This is a genomic window from Microbulbifer donghaiensis, assembly GCF_900129095.1.
GTDB classification, from domain to species: Bacteria; Pseudomonadota; Gammaproteobacteria; order Pseudomonadales; family Cellvibrionaceae; genus Microbulbifer; species Microbulbifer donghaiensis.
In genome coordinates this window covers 956,355-973,575 of sequence record NZ_FQVA01000001.1, presented here as the reverse complement: position 1 = coordinate 973,575, position 17,221 = coordinate 956,355, and the positions used below count along the sequence as shown (strand labels likewise).

Genomic DNA, 17,221 nt, shown 5'->3' with positions numbered 1-17,221 from the left:
TTTGCTGAGGCTCGCTTTGCGGGCTACGGGGTATTCTGCTCGGTTATCTGTTCACTGCCGCCGGTACCGCGTTCCGGCATTGCGGGGACAATTTCTGGCTTGCGCAGGGGTGGGCGGACGCTGACTTCGCCGGTGGCCACATCGACATAGGCCTTATAGAGATTGCTGATCTTGCGCACATACTGCACCGGTTCCGAGCCGCGCACATAGCCGTAGCGGGCTTTGTTGAAGTACTGCGGCTCAGCCAGTTTTAGCATCGCGACTTCGACATTGCCGAACCAGACGTTGGGATCCAGGCCCAGCTCTTCCGCCAGTCGCTGGGCGTCGAGCAGGTGGCCGTAACCGGCGTTGTAGGCGGCGAGGGTAAACCAGAGCTTGTTGAGGGTCGGCAGGGTCGGGTCGAACCTGTCCCGCACCCAGTTGAGATATTTGACGCCGGCCTGGATATTGCGATCCGGTTCGAACACCGGCGGCGGAAATCCCATCTCCTCCGCCGTGGCTGGCATCAGCTGCATCAGGCCCTGGGCGCCGACGGGCGACACTGCCTTGGGATCGAAGTTACTTTCCTGCCACATCTGCGCGACCACCAGGCGCCAGTCGAAATCGTAGTTAAGTGATGAGTCCTTGATCAGTTCGTCGAAGGGGGAGAGATCCTGCCCCGGAATCACTCGCGCACTGACTCGCTGCGTGAAGCGTTTGTCGGGCTCGAAATACACCTGGTATTTCCGCTGGTACTGTTCGGTCTTGCGGAACTCTTCAATAAATTTACTGAGGTTTTGCAGCAGGTGCCAGTTCTTGGTTACCACCATCCAACCTTGGGGTTTGGGATCGCCGAGCAGGGTCCCGGCATCCAGATTGGGCTGCAGCGAAGCCTCGATTGTCGCCGAGCCGGAGTCGGCGATAGTGGCGTCCAGCAACCCCTCGGCGATCATGTTGAAGATTTGCGACAGGGACATGCCCGGGGGGGCAATCTTAATCTCGACGTCAATACCGCTGTCCCTGATGGTGTTGGCCGTGGGGATAAACGAGGAGAAGGCCCGCAGGGTCAGTGTGCGCCCGGTGAGATCCTGTATTTTGTCTATCGGCGGACGATTTTTATTACTGACTACCCGCTCGGGACTCTCGAGGTAGGAGGCGGTAAAGGATATCCCCTGCTCCTTGCGCCCTTCGATGATCGTCGTCGACGCGCCGGCGAAGTCCCCGCGCCCCGCCTTGAGCCAGTCAATCAGGTTTTCATCGTAGGGAACCACGATGACCTGCAGCTGCAGATTGTGCTTGTCGGCAAAGGCTTTGGCCAGGTCGTAGTCAAAGCCCATCAAAACCCCTTTCCAGAGAAAATAGGTCGTGGGACCGTTGTAGGTTAAAAACCGGATCAGGCCGGACTTTTTGATTTCTCGCCAGTCGGTAATACGGTCTTCCCTTTCGGTGACCAGATGCCGGGTCAGGTAGTTATTGACGGTAGCCAGCAGGCGTTTCGAATCCTTTCGTAGCCCCCAGGCAATATTCTCTTTCTCGGAAACACTGGCACCGATACGTATGTCGTCGCGATACTCACGCATGGCCTCCGCTTCATTGCTGTCAAGAATGGAGACTTGATTTGGGTTTTCGTTGACAAGATCCATGAGCACGTCCAGGTCGTCGTTATAGGGGACTTCCTGCAGTGTGATACCGGCACCCGGATTCTCTTTTATCAGTCGCTTGGCGGTATCCAGGTGTGTTGTTCCCTTGAGGACGAGAAGTCTTACATTGTGCAATTTTTGCGGGCTGTCGATCGCGGGGCCACGTGGGCCGGTGATGAGTTTCTGCTCGATATGCATCAGGGGCTGGGTGAAATTCAGTCGCTTCTCCCGCTCACTTGTGGCGGTCAAGTTGTCGGCAATGATATCCGCGTGGCCGTCCTCTACCAGGGATATGGCGTGGCTCGGAGATTCTGCATCCACCCACATGGGTTCCAGCCTGAGTCTCCTGGCGAGGGCTATGGCCAGCTCAATATGGCGTTGCGTAACGATGGCTGAGCGCGGCAACGGATTCCCGAGAGGGCTCGAAAAGGTGGCAAATCGAATGATTTTGCGCTTTTTCAGGGCGGCCAGGTCGCCGGTTTCAATGTAGTTAGTAAATTCGACCTGTTTCTGACCGGAAGGAAGGTCTGAGGTTTCACCTGCAGCGATTGCGGCTTCAGCCGGGGCTGCTTCTTCGGCCTTGCGATCCGGTTTTCCGCAGGCCGTAACCAATACCAGTACAACTACCGCAAGTAGCGTCGCGCCTAGTAATTGGAGGTCTTTGTAACGGCTTAGCATAGACCGCTCCGTCAGCCATCTACGCCAAGAATTTTAGTGTCTGCCCTGTCCGCTTCCCCGAAGGTCGGGTTTTGGGCGCTACGCTAGGGCGCGGAGCGCGTCAGTACTGTTTACCACCTGGTCGTTATCGCCGCGCACTACCGCATGTCCGCGCTCCGGTACCGCCAGGGGGCTGGAATCGAGCAACAGCTGGGTCGCGGGGGCTCTCGCTGGCGTATATTCTCGGCGCTCGGGTAATTGCTATCGCCGGCGATGTCCAAGCGCCTGACGCTCACTGGCTCCACGGAGAGGCCGCTGTCGGCAGCAGCGAAGATGGCAATACCGAGTGCCTGGGAGGAAAAAGCGTGGCCCCTGATTGCTGAGGGCAAAATTGTCCTGTCACTCCAGTGATAAGCGAGCGGCCGGGCGATGCTTCGGAAAAATAACCGGGGAGCGGGTGACGGAGCCGTGCAATATCGCCACTGGCCATATCGGTATAGGCCCGGTAAAGATTGCTGATATTTTTCACATACTGCACGGGCTCTGCCCCGCGGGCGTAGCCATATCGCGCCTTCTCGAAGTAGCGCGGCTCTGAGAGCTTGAGCATCGCGACTTCGACATTGTCGAACCACTGGTTCGGATCCAGGTTCAGTTTTTTCGCCAGCAACCTGGCGTCGCGCAAGTGGCCGATACCGGCGTTATAGGCGGCAAGTGCAAACCACAGCTTTTCGTCCGCCGGCAGTTCGTCCTCAAAGCGTTCCCTTACCCAGTCCAGATACTTGGTGCCGGCGTGGACTGAATGCTCTGGGTCGAATAACGGCCCGTCGAATCCCATCTCTTGCGCAGTGCGCGGCATTACCTGCATTAATCCCTGGGCCCCCATATGTGATTCTGCTTTCGGGTCGAAATTGCTTTCCTGCCACATTTGAGCGACGACCAGACGCCAGTCGAGGTTGTGCTTCAGGGCGAACTTCTTGGCCAGCTTGTCGTAGGGGGATAATTCTCCTCCTGGCATGACCGGGGCCTCCGCTCTCTTGAGCAGTTGCTTGTTTGGCTTGTAATAGTTGTCGACCATTGCCCGGTTTTTCTTGACGCCAAGAAACTCCTCGAGAAACTGGTCGACCTTCTCGAGCAGGGTGTTGTTATCCCGCTCGACCATCCACGCCTGGGGCAGTGGATCGCTGACGACCGCGCCGGCGACCAGTTCGGGGTAGAGGGCCGCCTGTATCGCGGCGAGGTTGGTGTCCTCGAGAGTTGCGTCGAACTCGCCGCTGGCGACGCCTTTGATAATGTCTCCGAAGGAGGCGTCCTCGGGTGCCACTTCCACTTTCACGTCAACGCCACTCTGGCGCAGCGTGTTTGCCGTTTCGATAAAAGCGGATCCCGAGCGTAATGTCAGGGTTCGACCATTGAGGTCCTGCAGAGTATTGATCGGCGGTGATTTCTTGTTGCTGAGGACAGTCTGAGTGGTTTCGAGGATTGGAGTGGTGAAATCCACTCCCTGCTTGCGGCGGCTTTCAGTAATCGTAGTGGATGCTCCCGCAATATCCGCCTGCCCGGTCTTGAGTAGATCCGTTAGATCCTTTTTATCTGGCACTGCGATAATCTGCAGCTCCAGATCGTTTTCTTCGGCGAATTTGCTCGCGAGTTCATAATCGAGGCCTGTAAGGACGCCTTTCCAGATAAAATAGCCGGGCCCATTGTAGGTGGCGAAGCGCAAGACGCCGGACTCCTTGATGGATTTCCAGTCTGCTTCCCTTTGCGGTGGGGCTTTTACCAGGGTGTCGATCAGGAAGTTGTTGATTCTGGTGCGCAGATTATTGGCATCCTTGCGCACTGCCCACACGATAGCCACCGGCTCGTCGCTGACCTTGTCACCAATTTTCGCCTCACCCTGAAAGCCTTCCAGGGTTTCGGCAGTGCGCTCTGCCATGATCGTGATAATCGGATCGCTTCCGTCGATGGATTCGAGCAGCTCGCCGGTAAGTTCATCCATCGGGAGTTCTCGCACGGTGATATTTGATGAGGCATTTTCAGCCGCAATTTGCTTGGCCGCCTCGGATAATGTGCTGTCCTTGAGTACGGTGAGTTCGACGTTTTTCAATTGCTTGACGCTGCTGATGTCCGGTCCTTTTTTTCCGGTTACCAATACTCGTTGAGTCCTCTGAAGCGGTTCGGTGAGGCCGAGAAGCTTGCTCCGCTCTTCAGTGGCCTCGAGGCTCTCGGCGAACACATCGGCCTCGCCGTTGATGATCATTTCTATGCCTTGCTGGGGGGTCTCAGCAACCAGGAAATATGGAGTCAGTCCCAGCTTTGCGGCCAATCGTTTAGCCAGTTGAGTATTGCTTTGGCTGACAATCGCACTCCGGGCCAGCGCGCCATTCGGGTCCTCGTACAATTGCACAAAGCGAATAATGCCGCGTTTCTCGATATCGGCGAGATCGCCGGTCTCTTGATAATTGCTGAATTTTTTGCTCGCGCCAGAAGATTCCGTGCGTTGCTCGCTGACCTCGGCTGATTCCGTTTGACGCTCCTCGGCTACCTGCTCATCCCTGGCAGTTTCTTCGCGCTCTTGCCTATCGCAAGCTCCGATAAGGAGTGCCAGAACTGTGATGAAGAGGCAAGAATAATAATTGGTGCTGCAGTGTCGACGTTCGGTTTGGCTTTTGTTCACGGCCATCTCCTGCGTGTCACATCTGAGATGTGGGGGCTCGACAGGCACTCAAAGAGAACTGGCTGGCACCCCGCGCTCGGCAGTCTGCCACTGGCAGCTAATGGTAATGTCGGGGTGCCACTGTCGCTAAGTGCGATTTGTGGATAATGAGTTTCATCGGCAGCTAAATTCCATGATGTCCAGCACCTCTCCGTCCTGCCGCTGGGTACAGACTGGCTGGTGTCGGCTGCGCCTGGTGTCAGTAGGGCGGGAGCGCAAAGGCGTTTGTCGTTAGGTTCCGGTGAAAGGTTCGCCGCGATTCAATGGCAAGGCGTTTAATCCGACACGCGCTCCCTGTCACCGTAATCGATTTCAGGAATGCGAGGTTCACGCTGGGGCTTTTGCTCGGGTTTTTTCCGCAGAGGCGGCCGCACGGCGACCTCCCCGGTAGCAACTTCTACATAAGCCTTGTAGAGGTTACTGATATTGCGGACATACTGGACCGGCTCAGAACCGCGGACGTAGCCATAACGTGCCTTTTTGAAATACTGGGGCTCCGCAAGTTTCAGCATGGCAACTTCGACGTTGTCGAACCAGACATTGGGGTCCAGGCCGAGCTGTTCCGCCAGGCGCTGGGCATCGAGCAGATGTCCGTAGCCGGCATTATAAGAGGCGAGGATAAACCACAGTTTGTTGGCGACTGGCAGGGTCGGATCGAATCTGTTGCGCACCCAGTTAAGATACTTGACACCGGCCTTGATGCCGCGCTCCGGATCAAACAGCGGCGGGGGGAAGCCCATCTCTCTCGCGGTGGCGGGCATAACCTGCATCAAGCCCTGTGCTCCAACAGGGGATACGGCTTTTGGGTTGAAGTTACTCTCCTGCCACATCTGTGCGGTCACCAGTCGCCAGTCGAAATCGTAATCCAGCGCCGATGCCTTCACCAGATTGTCGAAGGGAGAGAGGTCCTGTCCCGGAATAATTCGCGCGCGGACTCTCTGCGTAAAGCGCTTGTTGGGCTCGAAATAGGCTTTGAATTTTTGCGCGTACTCTTTGGATTCCCGATAGTCCTTCAGAAACTTGTTGAGGTTTTGCAGCAGGTGCCAGTTCCTGGTTACCACCATCCAGCCCTGGGGCTTGGGGTCACCCAGTAGTGTTCCGGTAACCAGATCCGGCTGCAGGGACGCCTCGATTTTCGCGTTGTCCGAGTCGGCGATGGTGGCGTCCAGCAGGCCTTCTGCAACCATATTGAATATCTGCGACTGGGACATGCCCGGGGGTGCCACTTTGATCTTTACATCGATACCGCTGTCCTTGATCGCCTGTGCTGTTGGCATGAACGACGAGTAGGCGCGCAAGGTTAAAGTGCGCCCGGCAAGGTCCTGTACTTTTTCGATCGGGGCGCGCTGTTTATTGCTGACCACTTGCTCCGGAGTTTCCATATAGGAGGTGGTGAAGCTGATCCCATCTTTTTTTCGCTCTTCGGTGATCGTTATCGAAGCCCCGGCAAAGTCTCCCCGTCCGGCTTTCAGCCAGTCGACCAGGCTTTCATCGTAAGGCACGACGACGACCTGCAATTGGAGTTTATGCTTTTCGGCAAACGCCACGGCCAGATCGTAATCGAAGCCCATCAGCAGGCCTTTCCACAGAAAGTAGGTGGTGGGGCCGTTGTACGTCAGCAGCCGGACTACGCCCGATTTCTTGATGTCTTTCCAGTCCCCGAGCCGCTCGTCCTGGGCCTTTACCAGGTTGCGCGTCAGAAAGTTGTTGGTCGTGGTCAGCAGGAGCTTGGAGTCCTTGCGCAGGCCCCATGCAATGTTTTCCACGTCTGTCACGTCTGCGCCAATACGCAAGTCGTCGCGGTAGGAATTCAAGTCCTCGGCGATATAGTCGTCGAGGATGGCGACGCGGTTATTCTTCTCGTTGATCAGGTCCACGAGAATATCCCGGTCACCATAGACGACCACTTGCTGCATGGACAGGTTGGCCTCTGGGTGTTCCTCTATCAGGCGCTGAGCGGTTGGCAAGTTGCTTGAACCGGCGGGCACGATAAATTCGATATCCTTCAGTTGCGCCGGGTCGCTGATGTCAGGACCGGATGCACCGGTTATCAGTTTCTGCCGGGTATGCCGCACCGGGATGCTGAAGTTGATCAACTCCTTGCGCGGTTCGGTAATGGTGAGGTTGTAGGCCAGAATATCGGCCTTGCCGGCGATGAGTAGCTCGATCGCTTCGTCCGGCGTTCTCGCGCGTACCCATTTGGCTTTCAGCTTTAGTCGATCTGCCAGCTTATTGGCGAGCTCGAAGTGTCGCAATGTGACGACCCCTTCACGCGGTAGCTGGTCTTCTGAGGCGCCCGAGAGACTGACAAATCGGATGGTTCCGTGTTTCCTGATATCCAGGAGATCGCCGGTTTCTATGTAATTGATGAAGCGGTAGTAGGCGTCGCGAGAGTCGGGTGCGGGCGCTTCCTCCCGCTTCGCGCGCTTTGCGGTAGGTTTTTCTTCCGCGCGACTTTCTGCGCGGCTTTCCTCGCGAGTCTCTTGCCTCTCGGCAACAGCAGCCTCGCCATCAGCAGCGCGCTCCTGCTTGCCGCAACCGGCAACAGCAAAAATCATTACCGATACGATTAACAGGATCCAAGTGTACGTGTGAACAGTTCTATGACATTTCTGCATAGACCGCTCCGTCAGCCATCTACGCCGGAATTATAGTGTGGCGCTGCGTCAGCTCAGTTTTCTCGCGCCACCGGGTCAGGACTTGATGTTCGCGATGCGCGCGGAGAACTCACCATCGGCGAGGCGCACGTCAACCGACTGGTCGACTTGCAGCTCACCGGTGCTTTTCACAACCTGGCCCTGTCCGTCCCGTACTATGGCGTAGCCCCGCTGCAGTACCGCGAGAGGGCTGACGTTGTGCAGAAGCTGGGCTCGGTGGTTGAGCTGGTCCGCGCGTTTGTGCAGCAACAACTGGATTGCGCGGACCAGGTTTTGCCGATCGAGTTGCAGGCGCTTACGGCTTTCCTGCAGGCGGCGTTCCGGGTGGCAGTGGGCGAAGGCGCGCAGGGCGGCCAGCAATTGGCTGCGGCGCGACTGAGTCTGCTGTCGGCCGGCGCCGAGCAGCCGCATTTCCAGGTGGTCCAGTTTCTGTGCGCGATTCAGCAGCTGCTCTTTCGGGTGGCGCAGCCGATTGCCGGTGAGCTGCACCTGCTGGCGCAGGTGCCGCAGCTGCAGCCGTGCCGCGCGGATCAGTCGGTGCCGGTAGGTAGCCAGCGTCTGCAGCAATTCGGCGGCATTGGCACTGGCGATTTCCGCCGCCGCGGAAGGGGTCGGGGCCCGCAGGTCGGCAGCCAAGTCGGCTATCGTGGTGTCGGTTTCATGCCCCACGGCGGAGATGGTTGGAATAGGGCAGGCGGCCAGGGCACGGGCCACCACCTCTTCATTAAAAGGCCAGAGGTCCTCCAGGGAGCCGCCGCCGCGCCCCACGATCAGCAGGTCGTGGCGTCCGTGGCGGCCGGCCTTGGTGATGGCCTCGGCAATCTGTTGCGCCGCCCCCTGACCCTGCACCTGTACCGGCCACAGCTCGATACGGGCGGCGGGATAGCGTCGCCCCAGTACCTGGATCATGTCGCGGACGGCGGCGCCGGTAGGGGAGGTGACTATGCCGATGTTGGTCGGCAGGAAGGGCAATGGTTTCTTCCGCGCCGGATCAAACAGCCCCTCGGCCTGCAGCCTGGCCTTGAGCTGTTCCAGCTGGCGCATCAGGGCGCCGAAACCAGCCTCTTCCATATGTTCCACGATCAGCTGGAATTCACCGCGGCCCTCGTAAAGGCTGACTCTGGCTCTGATCAATACCTCGCGGCCGTTCTCCGGGCGGAAACTGACCGCCCGGTTGCGGCCGCGGAACATGGCGCAGCGCACCTGCGCGCGCGCATCTTTGAGGGTGAAGTACCAGTGCCCGGAGCTGGGCGCAGCGAAGTTGGAAATCTCCCCCCCTACCCACAACAGCGGCACGCTGTTCTCCAGCAGGTGCTTGACTTCCCGGTTCAGATCGCTGACCGACAGGACGCTGCGGTTGGAACCGGGTTTCGGCGGGCTGGATAGCATTTCAATCTCGCAAAGGTGGAATTGGCGGGCCAATATTGCAGTATCGTCGTGGGACGTAAAGAGATTTACTGGAAAAGGGGCATTTCTTGCACCCTTTCCGAAAATACCCTTTTGCTGTCGGCGAAGTTGCGGCTATAATCGCGCCGATACCCAATCCCGCTCTTTCGAGGTTTGAGTGTCCATGTCTGATTCCGGTCTGCGCATTGCGCGCGAAGCTCTCACTTTTGACGACGTCCTGCTGGTGCCCGGCTATTCCGAGGTGACCGCTAAAGACGTAAGTCTGAAGACCAAACTATCCCGTAACATTACCCTGAATATCCCAATTGTGTCCGCCGCCATGGACACGGTTACCGAGTCGCGCCTGGCCATTGCCCTGGCCCAGGAAGGCGGTATCGGCATTATTCATAAAAGCATGAGTATCGAGGACCAGGCGCTGGCGGTGCGCGCGGTGAAGAAGTTCGAGGCCGGCGTGGTCAAGGACCCCATCACCATAGAGTCCGATGCCACCGTGCGCGAACTGATCGCCCTGACTACCCACCACAACATCTCCGGCGTGCCGGTGATGGACAAGGGTAACCTGGTGGGTATCGTGACCAGTCGCGACGTGCGCTTCCAGACCAATCTGGACGCGACGGTTGCCAGCATCATGACGCCGCAGGAGCGTCTGGTAACCGCCCCTGAAGGCGCCGCACCTGAGCAGGTCCAAGAGCTGTTGCACAAACACCGCATCGAGAAGGTGCTGGTAGTCAACAACGACTTTGAGCTGCGCGGTCTGATTACCGTTAAGGACTTCAATAAGGCCGAACAATATCCCAACTCCTGTAAAGACGCCGATGGCCGCCTGCGCGTAGGCGCTTCCGTCGGCACCAGCCCGGACACCGACGACCGCGTTGCGGCGCTGGTGGAAGCTGGTGTGGATGTACTGGTGGTGGATACCGCTCACGGTCACTCTCGCAATGTGATCGAGCGGGTGCGTCGTATTAAGGAACTCCATCCGCAGGTGGACGTGATCGGCGGCAATATCGCTACCGGTGAGGCGGCGCGGGCACTGGTTGAAGCTGGTGCGGATGCGGTCAAGGTGGGCATTGGCCCCGGCTCTATCTGTACCACCCGTATCGTCAGTGGTATTGGCGTGCCGCAAATCTCCGCTATCGCCGAAGTGGCCAAGGCGCTGGACGGCACCGGTGTACCGCTGATCGCCGACGGTGGTATCCGCTACTCCGGCGATATCTCCAAGGCCATAGTGGCCGGTGCCCACTCTGTGATGATGGGCTCCATGTTTGCCGGCACCGAAGAGGCGCCGGGTGAGGTGGAGCTCTACCAGGGCCGGACTTACAAATCCTATCGCGGCATGGGATCGCTGGGCGCCATGGCGCGCACTCAAGGCTCTTCCGACCGCTATTTCCAGGACGCCAGCAAGGGTGCCGAGAAACTGGTGCCTGAGGGTATCGAGGGTCGCGTACCTTACAAGGGGCCGCTGTCCGTGATCGTGCATCAGATGATGGGCGGTTTGCGCTCGGCCATGGGCTATACCGGCAGTGTGGATATGGAAGCCATGCGCACTCGCCCCGAGTTCGTGCGTGTGACGGCAGCCGGCATGGGTGAGTCCCATGTACACGACGTGCAGATCACCAAAGAGGCGCCGAACTACCCGGTCGGTGGCCGTTAACATTTAGTGTTTCATCCCGGCGGACGCCGGGATCCTGTTTGATGTCCCTCCGGCCTGTGCCGGAATGACGATAATTAAGTAGTAAGCCGCAAACGGACCTTCGGGGTCCGTTTGCCGTTTTTCATCCTGTTATCGAGTGCACCATGTCCCAAGATATCCACGCCAGCCGTATCCTGATTCTCGACTTCGGCTCCCAGTACACCCAGCTGATTGCCCGCCGCGTGCGCGAACTCGGTGTTTTCTCCGAGATCCGCGCCTTCGACATGAGCGAGGAGGAGATCCGCGAGTACAACCCGCAGGGGATCATTCTCGCCGGTGGCCCCGAGTCGGTGCCGGAAGAGGGCTCACCGCGGGCGCCTCAGGTGGTCTTCGAGCTGGGCGTGCCGGTGCTCGGTATCTGCTACGGCATGCAGACCATGGCGCACCAGTTGGGTGGCGCAGTGCAGGGCAGCAATGTCCGTGAGTTCGGCTACGCCCAGGTAAAAGTCGAGGGCGAGTCAAAGCTGCTGCACGATATCAGGGATCACCTGGACGACGGCGGCAATGCGCTGCTCGACGTGTGGATGAGCCATGGTGACAAGGTCGTGAAGATGCCGGAGGGCTTCGAGCTGATGGCGTCTACCGACTCCTGCCCGATCGCCGGCATGTACTGCGCCGAGAAGAATTTCTACGGCGTACAGTTCCACCCGGAAGTGACACACACGCTGCAGGGCATGCGCATTTACGAGCACTTCGTCATTGAACTGTGCGGCTGCGAGAAGCTGTGGACGCCTGCCAATATCATCGAGGATTCCATCGCCAAGGTGCGCGAGCAGGTGGGAAGCGGCAAGGTACTGCTGGGCCTGTCCGGCGGTGTCGACAGCTCGGTGGTGGCGGCGCTGCTACACAAGGCAATCGGCGACCAGTTGACCTGCGTGTTCGTGGACAACGGGTTGCTGCGCAAGAACGAAGGCGACCAGGTGATGCAGATGTTCGCCGAGAACATGGGGGTGCGCGTGATCCGCGCCGATGCCGAGGAGCAGTTCCTGTCGCGCCTCGCCGCGGAGGACGAACCAGAGGCCAAGCGCAAGATCATCGGCAATACCTTTATCGAGATCTTTGACCAGGAGGCGGCAAAGCTGCAGGACGTCAAGTTCCTGGCGCAGGGCACCATCTACCCGGATGTGATCGAGTCGGCCGCGGCCAAGACCGGCAAGGCGCATGTGATCAAGTCGCACCACAATGTGGGCGGTTTGCCGGAAGATATGAAATTCGAGTTGGTTGAACCGCTGCGCGAACTGTTCAAGGACGAGGTGCGCAAGATCGGTCTGGAACTGGGTCTGCCGTACGACATGGTCTATCGCCATCCCTTCCCGGGTCCGGGTCTGGGGGTGCGAATCCTCGGCGAGGTGAAGAAGGAGTACGCCGACATTTTGCGCGAGGCGGATGCCATCTTTATCGAGGAGCTGCACAAGGCGGACTGGTATCACAAGACCAGCCAGGCCTTTGTGGTGTTCCTGCCGGTCAAGTCAGTGGGCGTGGTGGGCGACGGCCGTCGCTACGAATACGTGGTTGCGTTGCGCGCCGTGGAAACCGTGGACTTTATGACGGCGCGCTGGGCGCACCTGCCCTACGAGCTGATCGAGAAAGTCTCCAACCGCATCATCAACGAGATAGAGCATATCTCCCGCGTGGTCTACGACGTCTCCAGTAAGCCGCCGGCCACTATCGAGTGGGAATAACCCCCTGTCCCGGCCGGAAACGACTTGTCTCTTTCCCGGCCGGGTAATTCCTTGCGTAGGCGGACGACTTCATTTCACGCACAAGATGCGCGATGGTGCGCTGCCTCTCCAGCATGGCGAGTGCTGTATCGCGTTCGCCGCAGGCCAATCAGACCACGGCCTCACTGATGGCTTTTTTGGCATCGGCATTGTCGACACCGGCATCGTCGCTCTCCGCCGTGCCGGGCGCCGGTGCGGCGGGCGTCGCTGCGCCGGAGAGCGGATCTATTTCGTCCAGGGGCAACTGGTCAATTGCGGCAAACTCCAGCACTAGATAGTCATTGTTGGGCGTGCTGCTTTGCGCCGATAGATCGGCAAAGTCCAGGTCGAAGGGCTCCTCCAACTGCATCTCCCCGAAGAGGCTGACCGGGCTGGGGCTGGCTGCGCTGTCGGCACTTTCACGGCGTTCCTCTTTATCGCCTGCGGCCGCCATGCCGCGCTCTACGCTGATGGCGCTTATGACATCGGCATCGCCGTTCTCCGCCGCGTCCGGCGCCGGTCCGGCGGCAGTCGGGTCTAATTCCTCCAGAGGCAGCGGGTCAAATGCGGCAAAATCCAGCGCCAGATCGTCATCGCTGGCTGGGTTGCGTTGCGCCGGCAGATCGGCGGAGTCCTGATCGAAGGACTCGTCCAGCTGCAGCTCCTCGAAAAGGCTGTCCGGGCCGGGGGTTGCAGGGCTGCCGTCAATTTCCTGGCCTTCCTCTTCACCGCTTGCCGCCACTACCCCGCTTTCCTCCGTCTTGGCCGCGTCGGCCTCCGGGGCAGGCGGTGGGAAGATAAAGACGGCGGGACCGGTGGCGGGCTGCGGATCGCAGGGAGCGGGCGCCGCGCTGGCAGGCCGGCCGGTTACGCCGCCCCAGTCGGCGGTGAGCGGATCGAAACTCAAGGCGTCGCTCTCTGGCGAATACTCTGTAGCCGTGCGGCGCCTCCGCCACCAGTCCAGCAGCTGGCTGAGAGCCACGCCCCCGGCGATACCGGTCAGAATCAGGAGCAGCAGGGCGGCATAGCTGGGGCCGGTGTCGCGGGCGGTGGCCGGGGCCGGCTCGGCCGGCGGCACCGCGGCAATGATGCCGCCGGGAGAGGTGCCGGTGCTGTCCGCTTCGACCTTGGCGGCGGCGCTAGCGTCCATTTGCGCTTTCAGCTCCAAGATGCGCTGTTCCTGCAGTTGCAGCATTTCCTGCATCACGGCCATGTAGTCGCTGGCTTCGATGCGCTGGATTTGCTGGCGCAACTGCTCGTTCTCCCGGTTGACCTTGTCGAGCTGCTCTTTGATGGCATCAATTTGTTCGCCTGGGCGCACGACGCGGCTGTCGCTGGTCTCGGTCGGCCTGCCTGATAGGCGCAGGCGGGCCTGGGGTGTTTCCTCGGCAAGGGCCGCAGGGGAGGGGGTATCCGCTGTCGCGGGGGATGGCTCGCGTTCGACCGGGGCTGGCGCGGCAGCGGCCGGGCGGCTCGCGGTGGCTGGCGGCGCAGAGTAATCAGCGGCGCTTGGCAGATCCAGCAACGCTCCGGCCTGCAGGCGGTTCATGTCGCCGTTGAGGAAGGCGTGAGGGTTGCGCGCGTGTATGGCCGCCATTACTGCATCCAGCGGGATGCTGCTATCGGGCTGTACCCGGCGGGCAATACGCCAGAGGTTTTGGCCGGGTTCCACGCGCCACTGGTTGCCGGTATAGGCGGGGTCCGCCGGGGCGCGGCTTTGGGCGGCCGGGCTGGCGGATTTGACCGGCACGGCTGCCGCAATTGAGGCGGGGGTTTGGGCGGCCGGACTGGCAAGTTGGGTCGGAGCTGCCGTCGCCGTTGGGGGTGTGATCGGCGGCAGGTCCACCAGCAGATTGTAGTCGCGGTAGAGGGTGCCGCCGGGCCAGCTCAGCTCCAGCACAAAGCTGACAAAGGGCTCATTTAGCGGCGCGGACGACTTTACCTGTATGGTAAGGCCGCCGGGCATTTCACTCACGCTGATCGAAAAGGGCTGGGCATCGGCGGCCAGGTCGTAGCCCATCTGCTCGGCACCGCGACCGAGTACCTGGCGGACCCTGACTTGACTCGCATCCAGTGAAGCGCTGCGGTCCAGTATGGGGATTTCAACGGCGAGCGGATAGCCGACGGCTGTTTTGAGTGAGGCATTGCCCAGGCCCAGTGCCAGGGATGGCGCGCTGGCGAGCATCAGGGGGACTTGCAGGGCGAACGCTAGCAGTGTTGTGGGTCGTGAGGTTATTGTTAGGGTTTGGTGTAGATCCATTACACGTGCTCCGGTGGCCCAGTAGTCGTGGCGATTTGGCGATTTCAGGTAACCTTCCCTGTTAACCTGTTCTTATATGGCGTGTATATAGCACATAGGCGCGCAGTGCGCCCGGGAGTTGCCAAAATAAAATCCGGTTTTTTTGATCCAGTTGCTGACTCGCAGCCGCTTGGAAACGTCCAGTTGGCGGAATTGTTATTGTGATGGATTTGACTTTGTGCGTGCAGGCGCTGGTCTCGGCGGCAATTTCCTCATTGTTCAAGCCGTCCGTGAGGTACGGCAGTATCTGCAGCTCGCAGCCAAGCCTGGCGCGGCAGTCGCAGCCCGCCCTGGCAGATATCATGTAGCCCCGGCAGCGCAGACCGGTATCTAACAGTTGCGGAAGATGTCGCGGATAAGCGGTCGCTGCACCAGCCCGGTGAGGCAGCTGCAGACAGGCTGAGCAGGACTGGGTTAAAGGGAAGTTGCTGGTAAACAAGCGGGCAATGTCTGGCTCTGGCGGGTAATTTCACGTGCAGGGTGAGGCAGCAGGGGCCCTACTGTCAGCAAACTATTTCAGGCGTCAATGAAAAGGGAGGGCTCAGTTTTCTTCTGAGCCGTGCAAACCGTTTATTGTCCGGGATGTGGTGACTCAGCAAGTGCAATCGTATCGCATTGGCTGTGACTCAAAGAATCGTGGAATGCAGTATAAGTGTTAGGGATTGAAGAAAACCCCGGGAATATCTGGATTTCTTTCCGGTATTCCCGGGGCCAGTTTGCTCACTTGTAACAGTACTATTAACTACGCACGGCCGAGCTCTTGCAAAATCATGTTCCGCAGTTTGTACTTCTCGATCTTGTTGGTTGGTGTTTGAGGTACCTCGTCAACGATCCGGATATATCGAGGGCGCATAAACTTGGGCAGGTTGTCGTTCGAGTACGAATGAATGGCATCTTCCGTCAAAACTTCATTCTCTGACGGCACTATGTATGCCGCGATATCATCTTCATCACCTTCGTCGCTGGGAATGCCGACGACAGCGCAAATCTTCACGCCTGAGAGTTGCAGCAGCATGTCCTCTACCTGAAAAGAGGAGAGGTTTTCACCACGAACACGAATCCGGTCACCCAGTCGATCAACGAAATAGAGCATTCCATCCTCATCCAGGACGGCGGCATCTCCCGTGTGGAACCACAGGTTTTTGAACGCCTCTATCGTTTTTTCCGGCTTACCCAGATACGAATGGAGCAGCAGTCCCGGTAGTCTGGGACGATAGGCCAGTTGTCCCGGTTCACCAGCCCGACATTCCTCATCGTCTTGATTGCGAACAGAGACCTCAACGAATGGGGAAGGGTATCCCATCAAGCCTTTTTTAATTGCCTTGTCACCGGCCATGACGAGCAGGCCAGATTCTTCAGCGACTTTTTCCAACTCGCTGTGGCTCAACCCCTGGTATTGATCGGCAGGTGTACCCTGGCCTTCTTCCAGTTCTTTCAGTATGACAAACGCACCCATGCCGGTCTCGGTCTGGCCAAAACCCGCGTGTACAAAATCGATGCCGAAACGCTGTGCAAATTCCGCATGGTTCAGCGGCAGTGGCTGCATGTGGACCTTGTTCAGGGTGTTCTGACGGTCATCGTCGCGCGGCTCGGCTTTCGTCAGCCAGGGAAGCATGACATCGAGAAGAATCGCCGATGTCACCTTTCTCCCATGAATGCGATTCCAGAAATCATTAGGACTGAAGCGGTTCCATACGGCTACCTCACAGCCGGCCCAGGCTGCGCGACAGACATTTGCGATGGCGCCACCCACATGGTAGAGCGGGAGGTCATTGTAGATGACATCATCCGATGTCATGAGTACCCGCATTCCATAGGTGTACCCCGCCATCCAGCGGTAGGGTTGCACCACCCCTTTGGAGGGGCCGGTCGTGCCGGAGGTGTAGACCAGATTGGCCGGGTCGTCGAAGCTTACGGTAATGTCAGGCCGGCTCGCTGCCTTGGTAAGTTCTGACCAGGTAACGGCCTTGAGAGACGGATGAACAGCCGGCAGCTCGGCAACGTAATCATGACTGCCCTCGAGTGCTTGATAAACCGCCACCGCTGGTGAGCTTTCGAGTTCCTCAGCGATCTCATTCACCCTTGGGAGTAGGTCCGGCGCGGTGACAACCAGCTTCGGCGCGGTGTCATTCACCTGATAGGCCAGCAGGCGCCCGGAAAACGAGAAATTGATCGGGCAGTACACTGCGCCAGCCTTCCAGATACCAAACATCATCAGGGTGCATAACAGTGAGTTTGTCGAAAACACACTCACGTGGTCACCCTTCTCAATGCCCATCGCCGCCAGGTTGCCGGCAATGTCGTCAGTGCGCCTGGCAAACTCCGCGTAGGTCAAAGCGACATCGTCTTCACCGTAATAAAAGAAGGTTCTGTCACCGGCTTCCTTGGCCCAAAAATCCAGTTTCTTGGTGATAATTTCCTCATCAGCACGAAGCATCTGAGTCAATTGATGTTCATTCATTTTTAGTGCTCCTGGCTT

Annotated in this window: 8 protein-coding genes; 2 read left to right on the top strand and 6 right to left on the bottom strand. The window is 58.8% G+C overall.

Annotated features, from left to right (window positions below):
• Positions 1 to 23: 23 nt before the first annotated feature.
• The 4 genes from BUC36_RS04095 to xseA form a co-directional block, all read right to left on the bottom strand.
• Positions 24 to 2,297, bottom strand: coding sequence for a transporter substrate-binding domain-containing protein (locus BUC36_RS04095; protein WP_084535586.1), 2,274 nt, complete (start codon positions 2,295 to 2,297; stop codon positions 24 to 26).
• A 271-nt stretch (positions 2,298 to 2,568) separates the two neighbouring features.
• Complete coding sequence (locus BUC36_RS04090) at positions 2,569 to 4,950, bottom strand: MltF family protein (protein WP_159435974.1); 2,382 nt, start codon at positions 4,948 to 4,950, stop codon at positions 2,569 to 2,571.
• A gap of 314 nt (positions 4,951 to 5,264) precedes the next feature.
• The gene (locus BUC36_RS04085) at positions 5,265 to 7,547 is read right to left on the bottom strand and encodes an MltF family protein (RefSeq protein WP_073271796.1); all 2,283 of its coding nucleotides are present in this window, start codon (positions 7,545 to 7,547) and stop codon (positions 5,265 to 5,267) included.
• 135 nt (positions 7,548 to 7,682) lie between these two features.
• A complete protein-coding gene (gene xseA, locus BUC36_RS04080) occupies positions 7,683 to 9,035 on the bottom strand; it encodes an exodeoxyribonuclease VII large subunit (protein ID WP_073271793.1) in 1,353 nt (450 codons plus the stop codon).
• A gap of 181 nt (positions 9,036 to 9,216) precedes the next feature.
• On the opposite strand from xseA, the gene guaB reads away from it, so the two are divergent.
• Positions 9,217 to 10,704, top strand: a complete 1,488-nt coding sequence (gene guaB / locus BUC36_RS04075) for an IMP dehydrogenase (RefSeq protein WP_073271790.1) — start codon at positions 9,217 to 9,219, stop codon at positions 10,702 to 10,704.
• A gap of 143 nt (positions 10,705 to 10,847) precedes the next feature.
• Positions 10,848 to 12,425 carry a glutamine-hydrolyzing GMP synthase gene (gene guaA / locus BUC36_RS04070; RefSeq protein WP_073271788.1) on the top strand — a complete coding sequence of 526 codons (1,578 nt, stop codon included), beginning with the start codon at positions 10,848 to 10,850 and terminating at the stop codon, positions 12,423 to 12,425.
• Between the two features lie 148 nt (positions 12,426 to 12,573).
• Here the strand turns inward: guaA and BUC36_RS04065 are convergent, their stop codons facing one another.
• Both BUC36_RS04065 and BUC36_RS04060 read right to left on the bottom strand, forming a co-directional pair.
• The gene (locus BUC36_RS04065) at positions 12,574 to 14,703 is read right to left on the bottom strand and encodes a type IV pilus assembly protein FimV (protein WP_143186874.1); all 2,130 of its coding nucleotides are present in this window, start codon (positions 14,701 to 14,703) and stop codon (positions 12,574 to 12,576) included.
• A gap of 781 nt (positions 14,704 to 15,484) precedes the next feature.
• On the bottom strand, positions 15,485 to 17,203 hold the full coding sequence (locus BUC36_RS04060; protein WP_073271782.1) for a class I adenylate-forming enzyme family protein: 1,719 nt from the start codon (positions 17,201 to 17,203) through the stop codon (positions 15,485 to 15,487).
• Positions 17,204 to 17,221 lie beyond the last annotated feature (18 nt).

Bases quoted from the DNA above. Each gene is read 5' to 3' on its own strand.
- BUC36_RS04095 (WP_084535586.1), bottom strand. From the start codon at position 2,297: ATGCTAAGCCGTTACAAAGACCTCCAATTACTAGGCGCGACGCTACTT.
- BUC36_RS04085 (WP_073271796.1), bottom strand. From the start codon at position 7,547: ATGATTTTTGCTGTTGCCGGTTGCGGCAAGCAGGAGCGCGCTGCTGAT.
- xseA (WP_073271793.1), bottom strand. From the start codon at position 9,035: ATGCTATCCAGCCCGCCGAAACCCGGTTCCAACCGCAGCGTCCTGTCG.
- guaB (WP_073271790.1), top strand. From the start codon at position 9,217: ATGTCTGATTCCGGTCTGCGCATTGCGCGCGAAGCTCTCACTTTTGAC.
- guaA (WP_073271788.1), top strand. From the start codon at position 10,848: ATGTCCCAAGATATCCACGCCAGCCGTATCCTGATTCTCGACTTCGGC.
- BUC36_RS04065 (WP_143186874.1), bottom strand. From the start codon at position 14,703: ATGGATCTACACCAAACCCTAACAATAACCTCACGACCCACAACACTG.
- BUC36_RS04060 (WP_073271782.1), bottom strand. From the start codon at position 17,203: ATGAATGAACATCAATTGACTCAGATGCTTCGTGCTGATGAGGAAATT.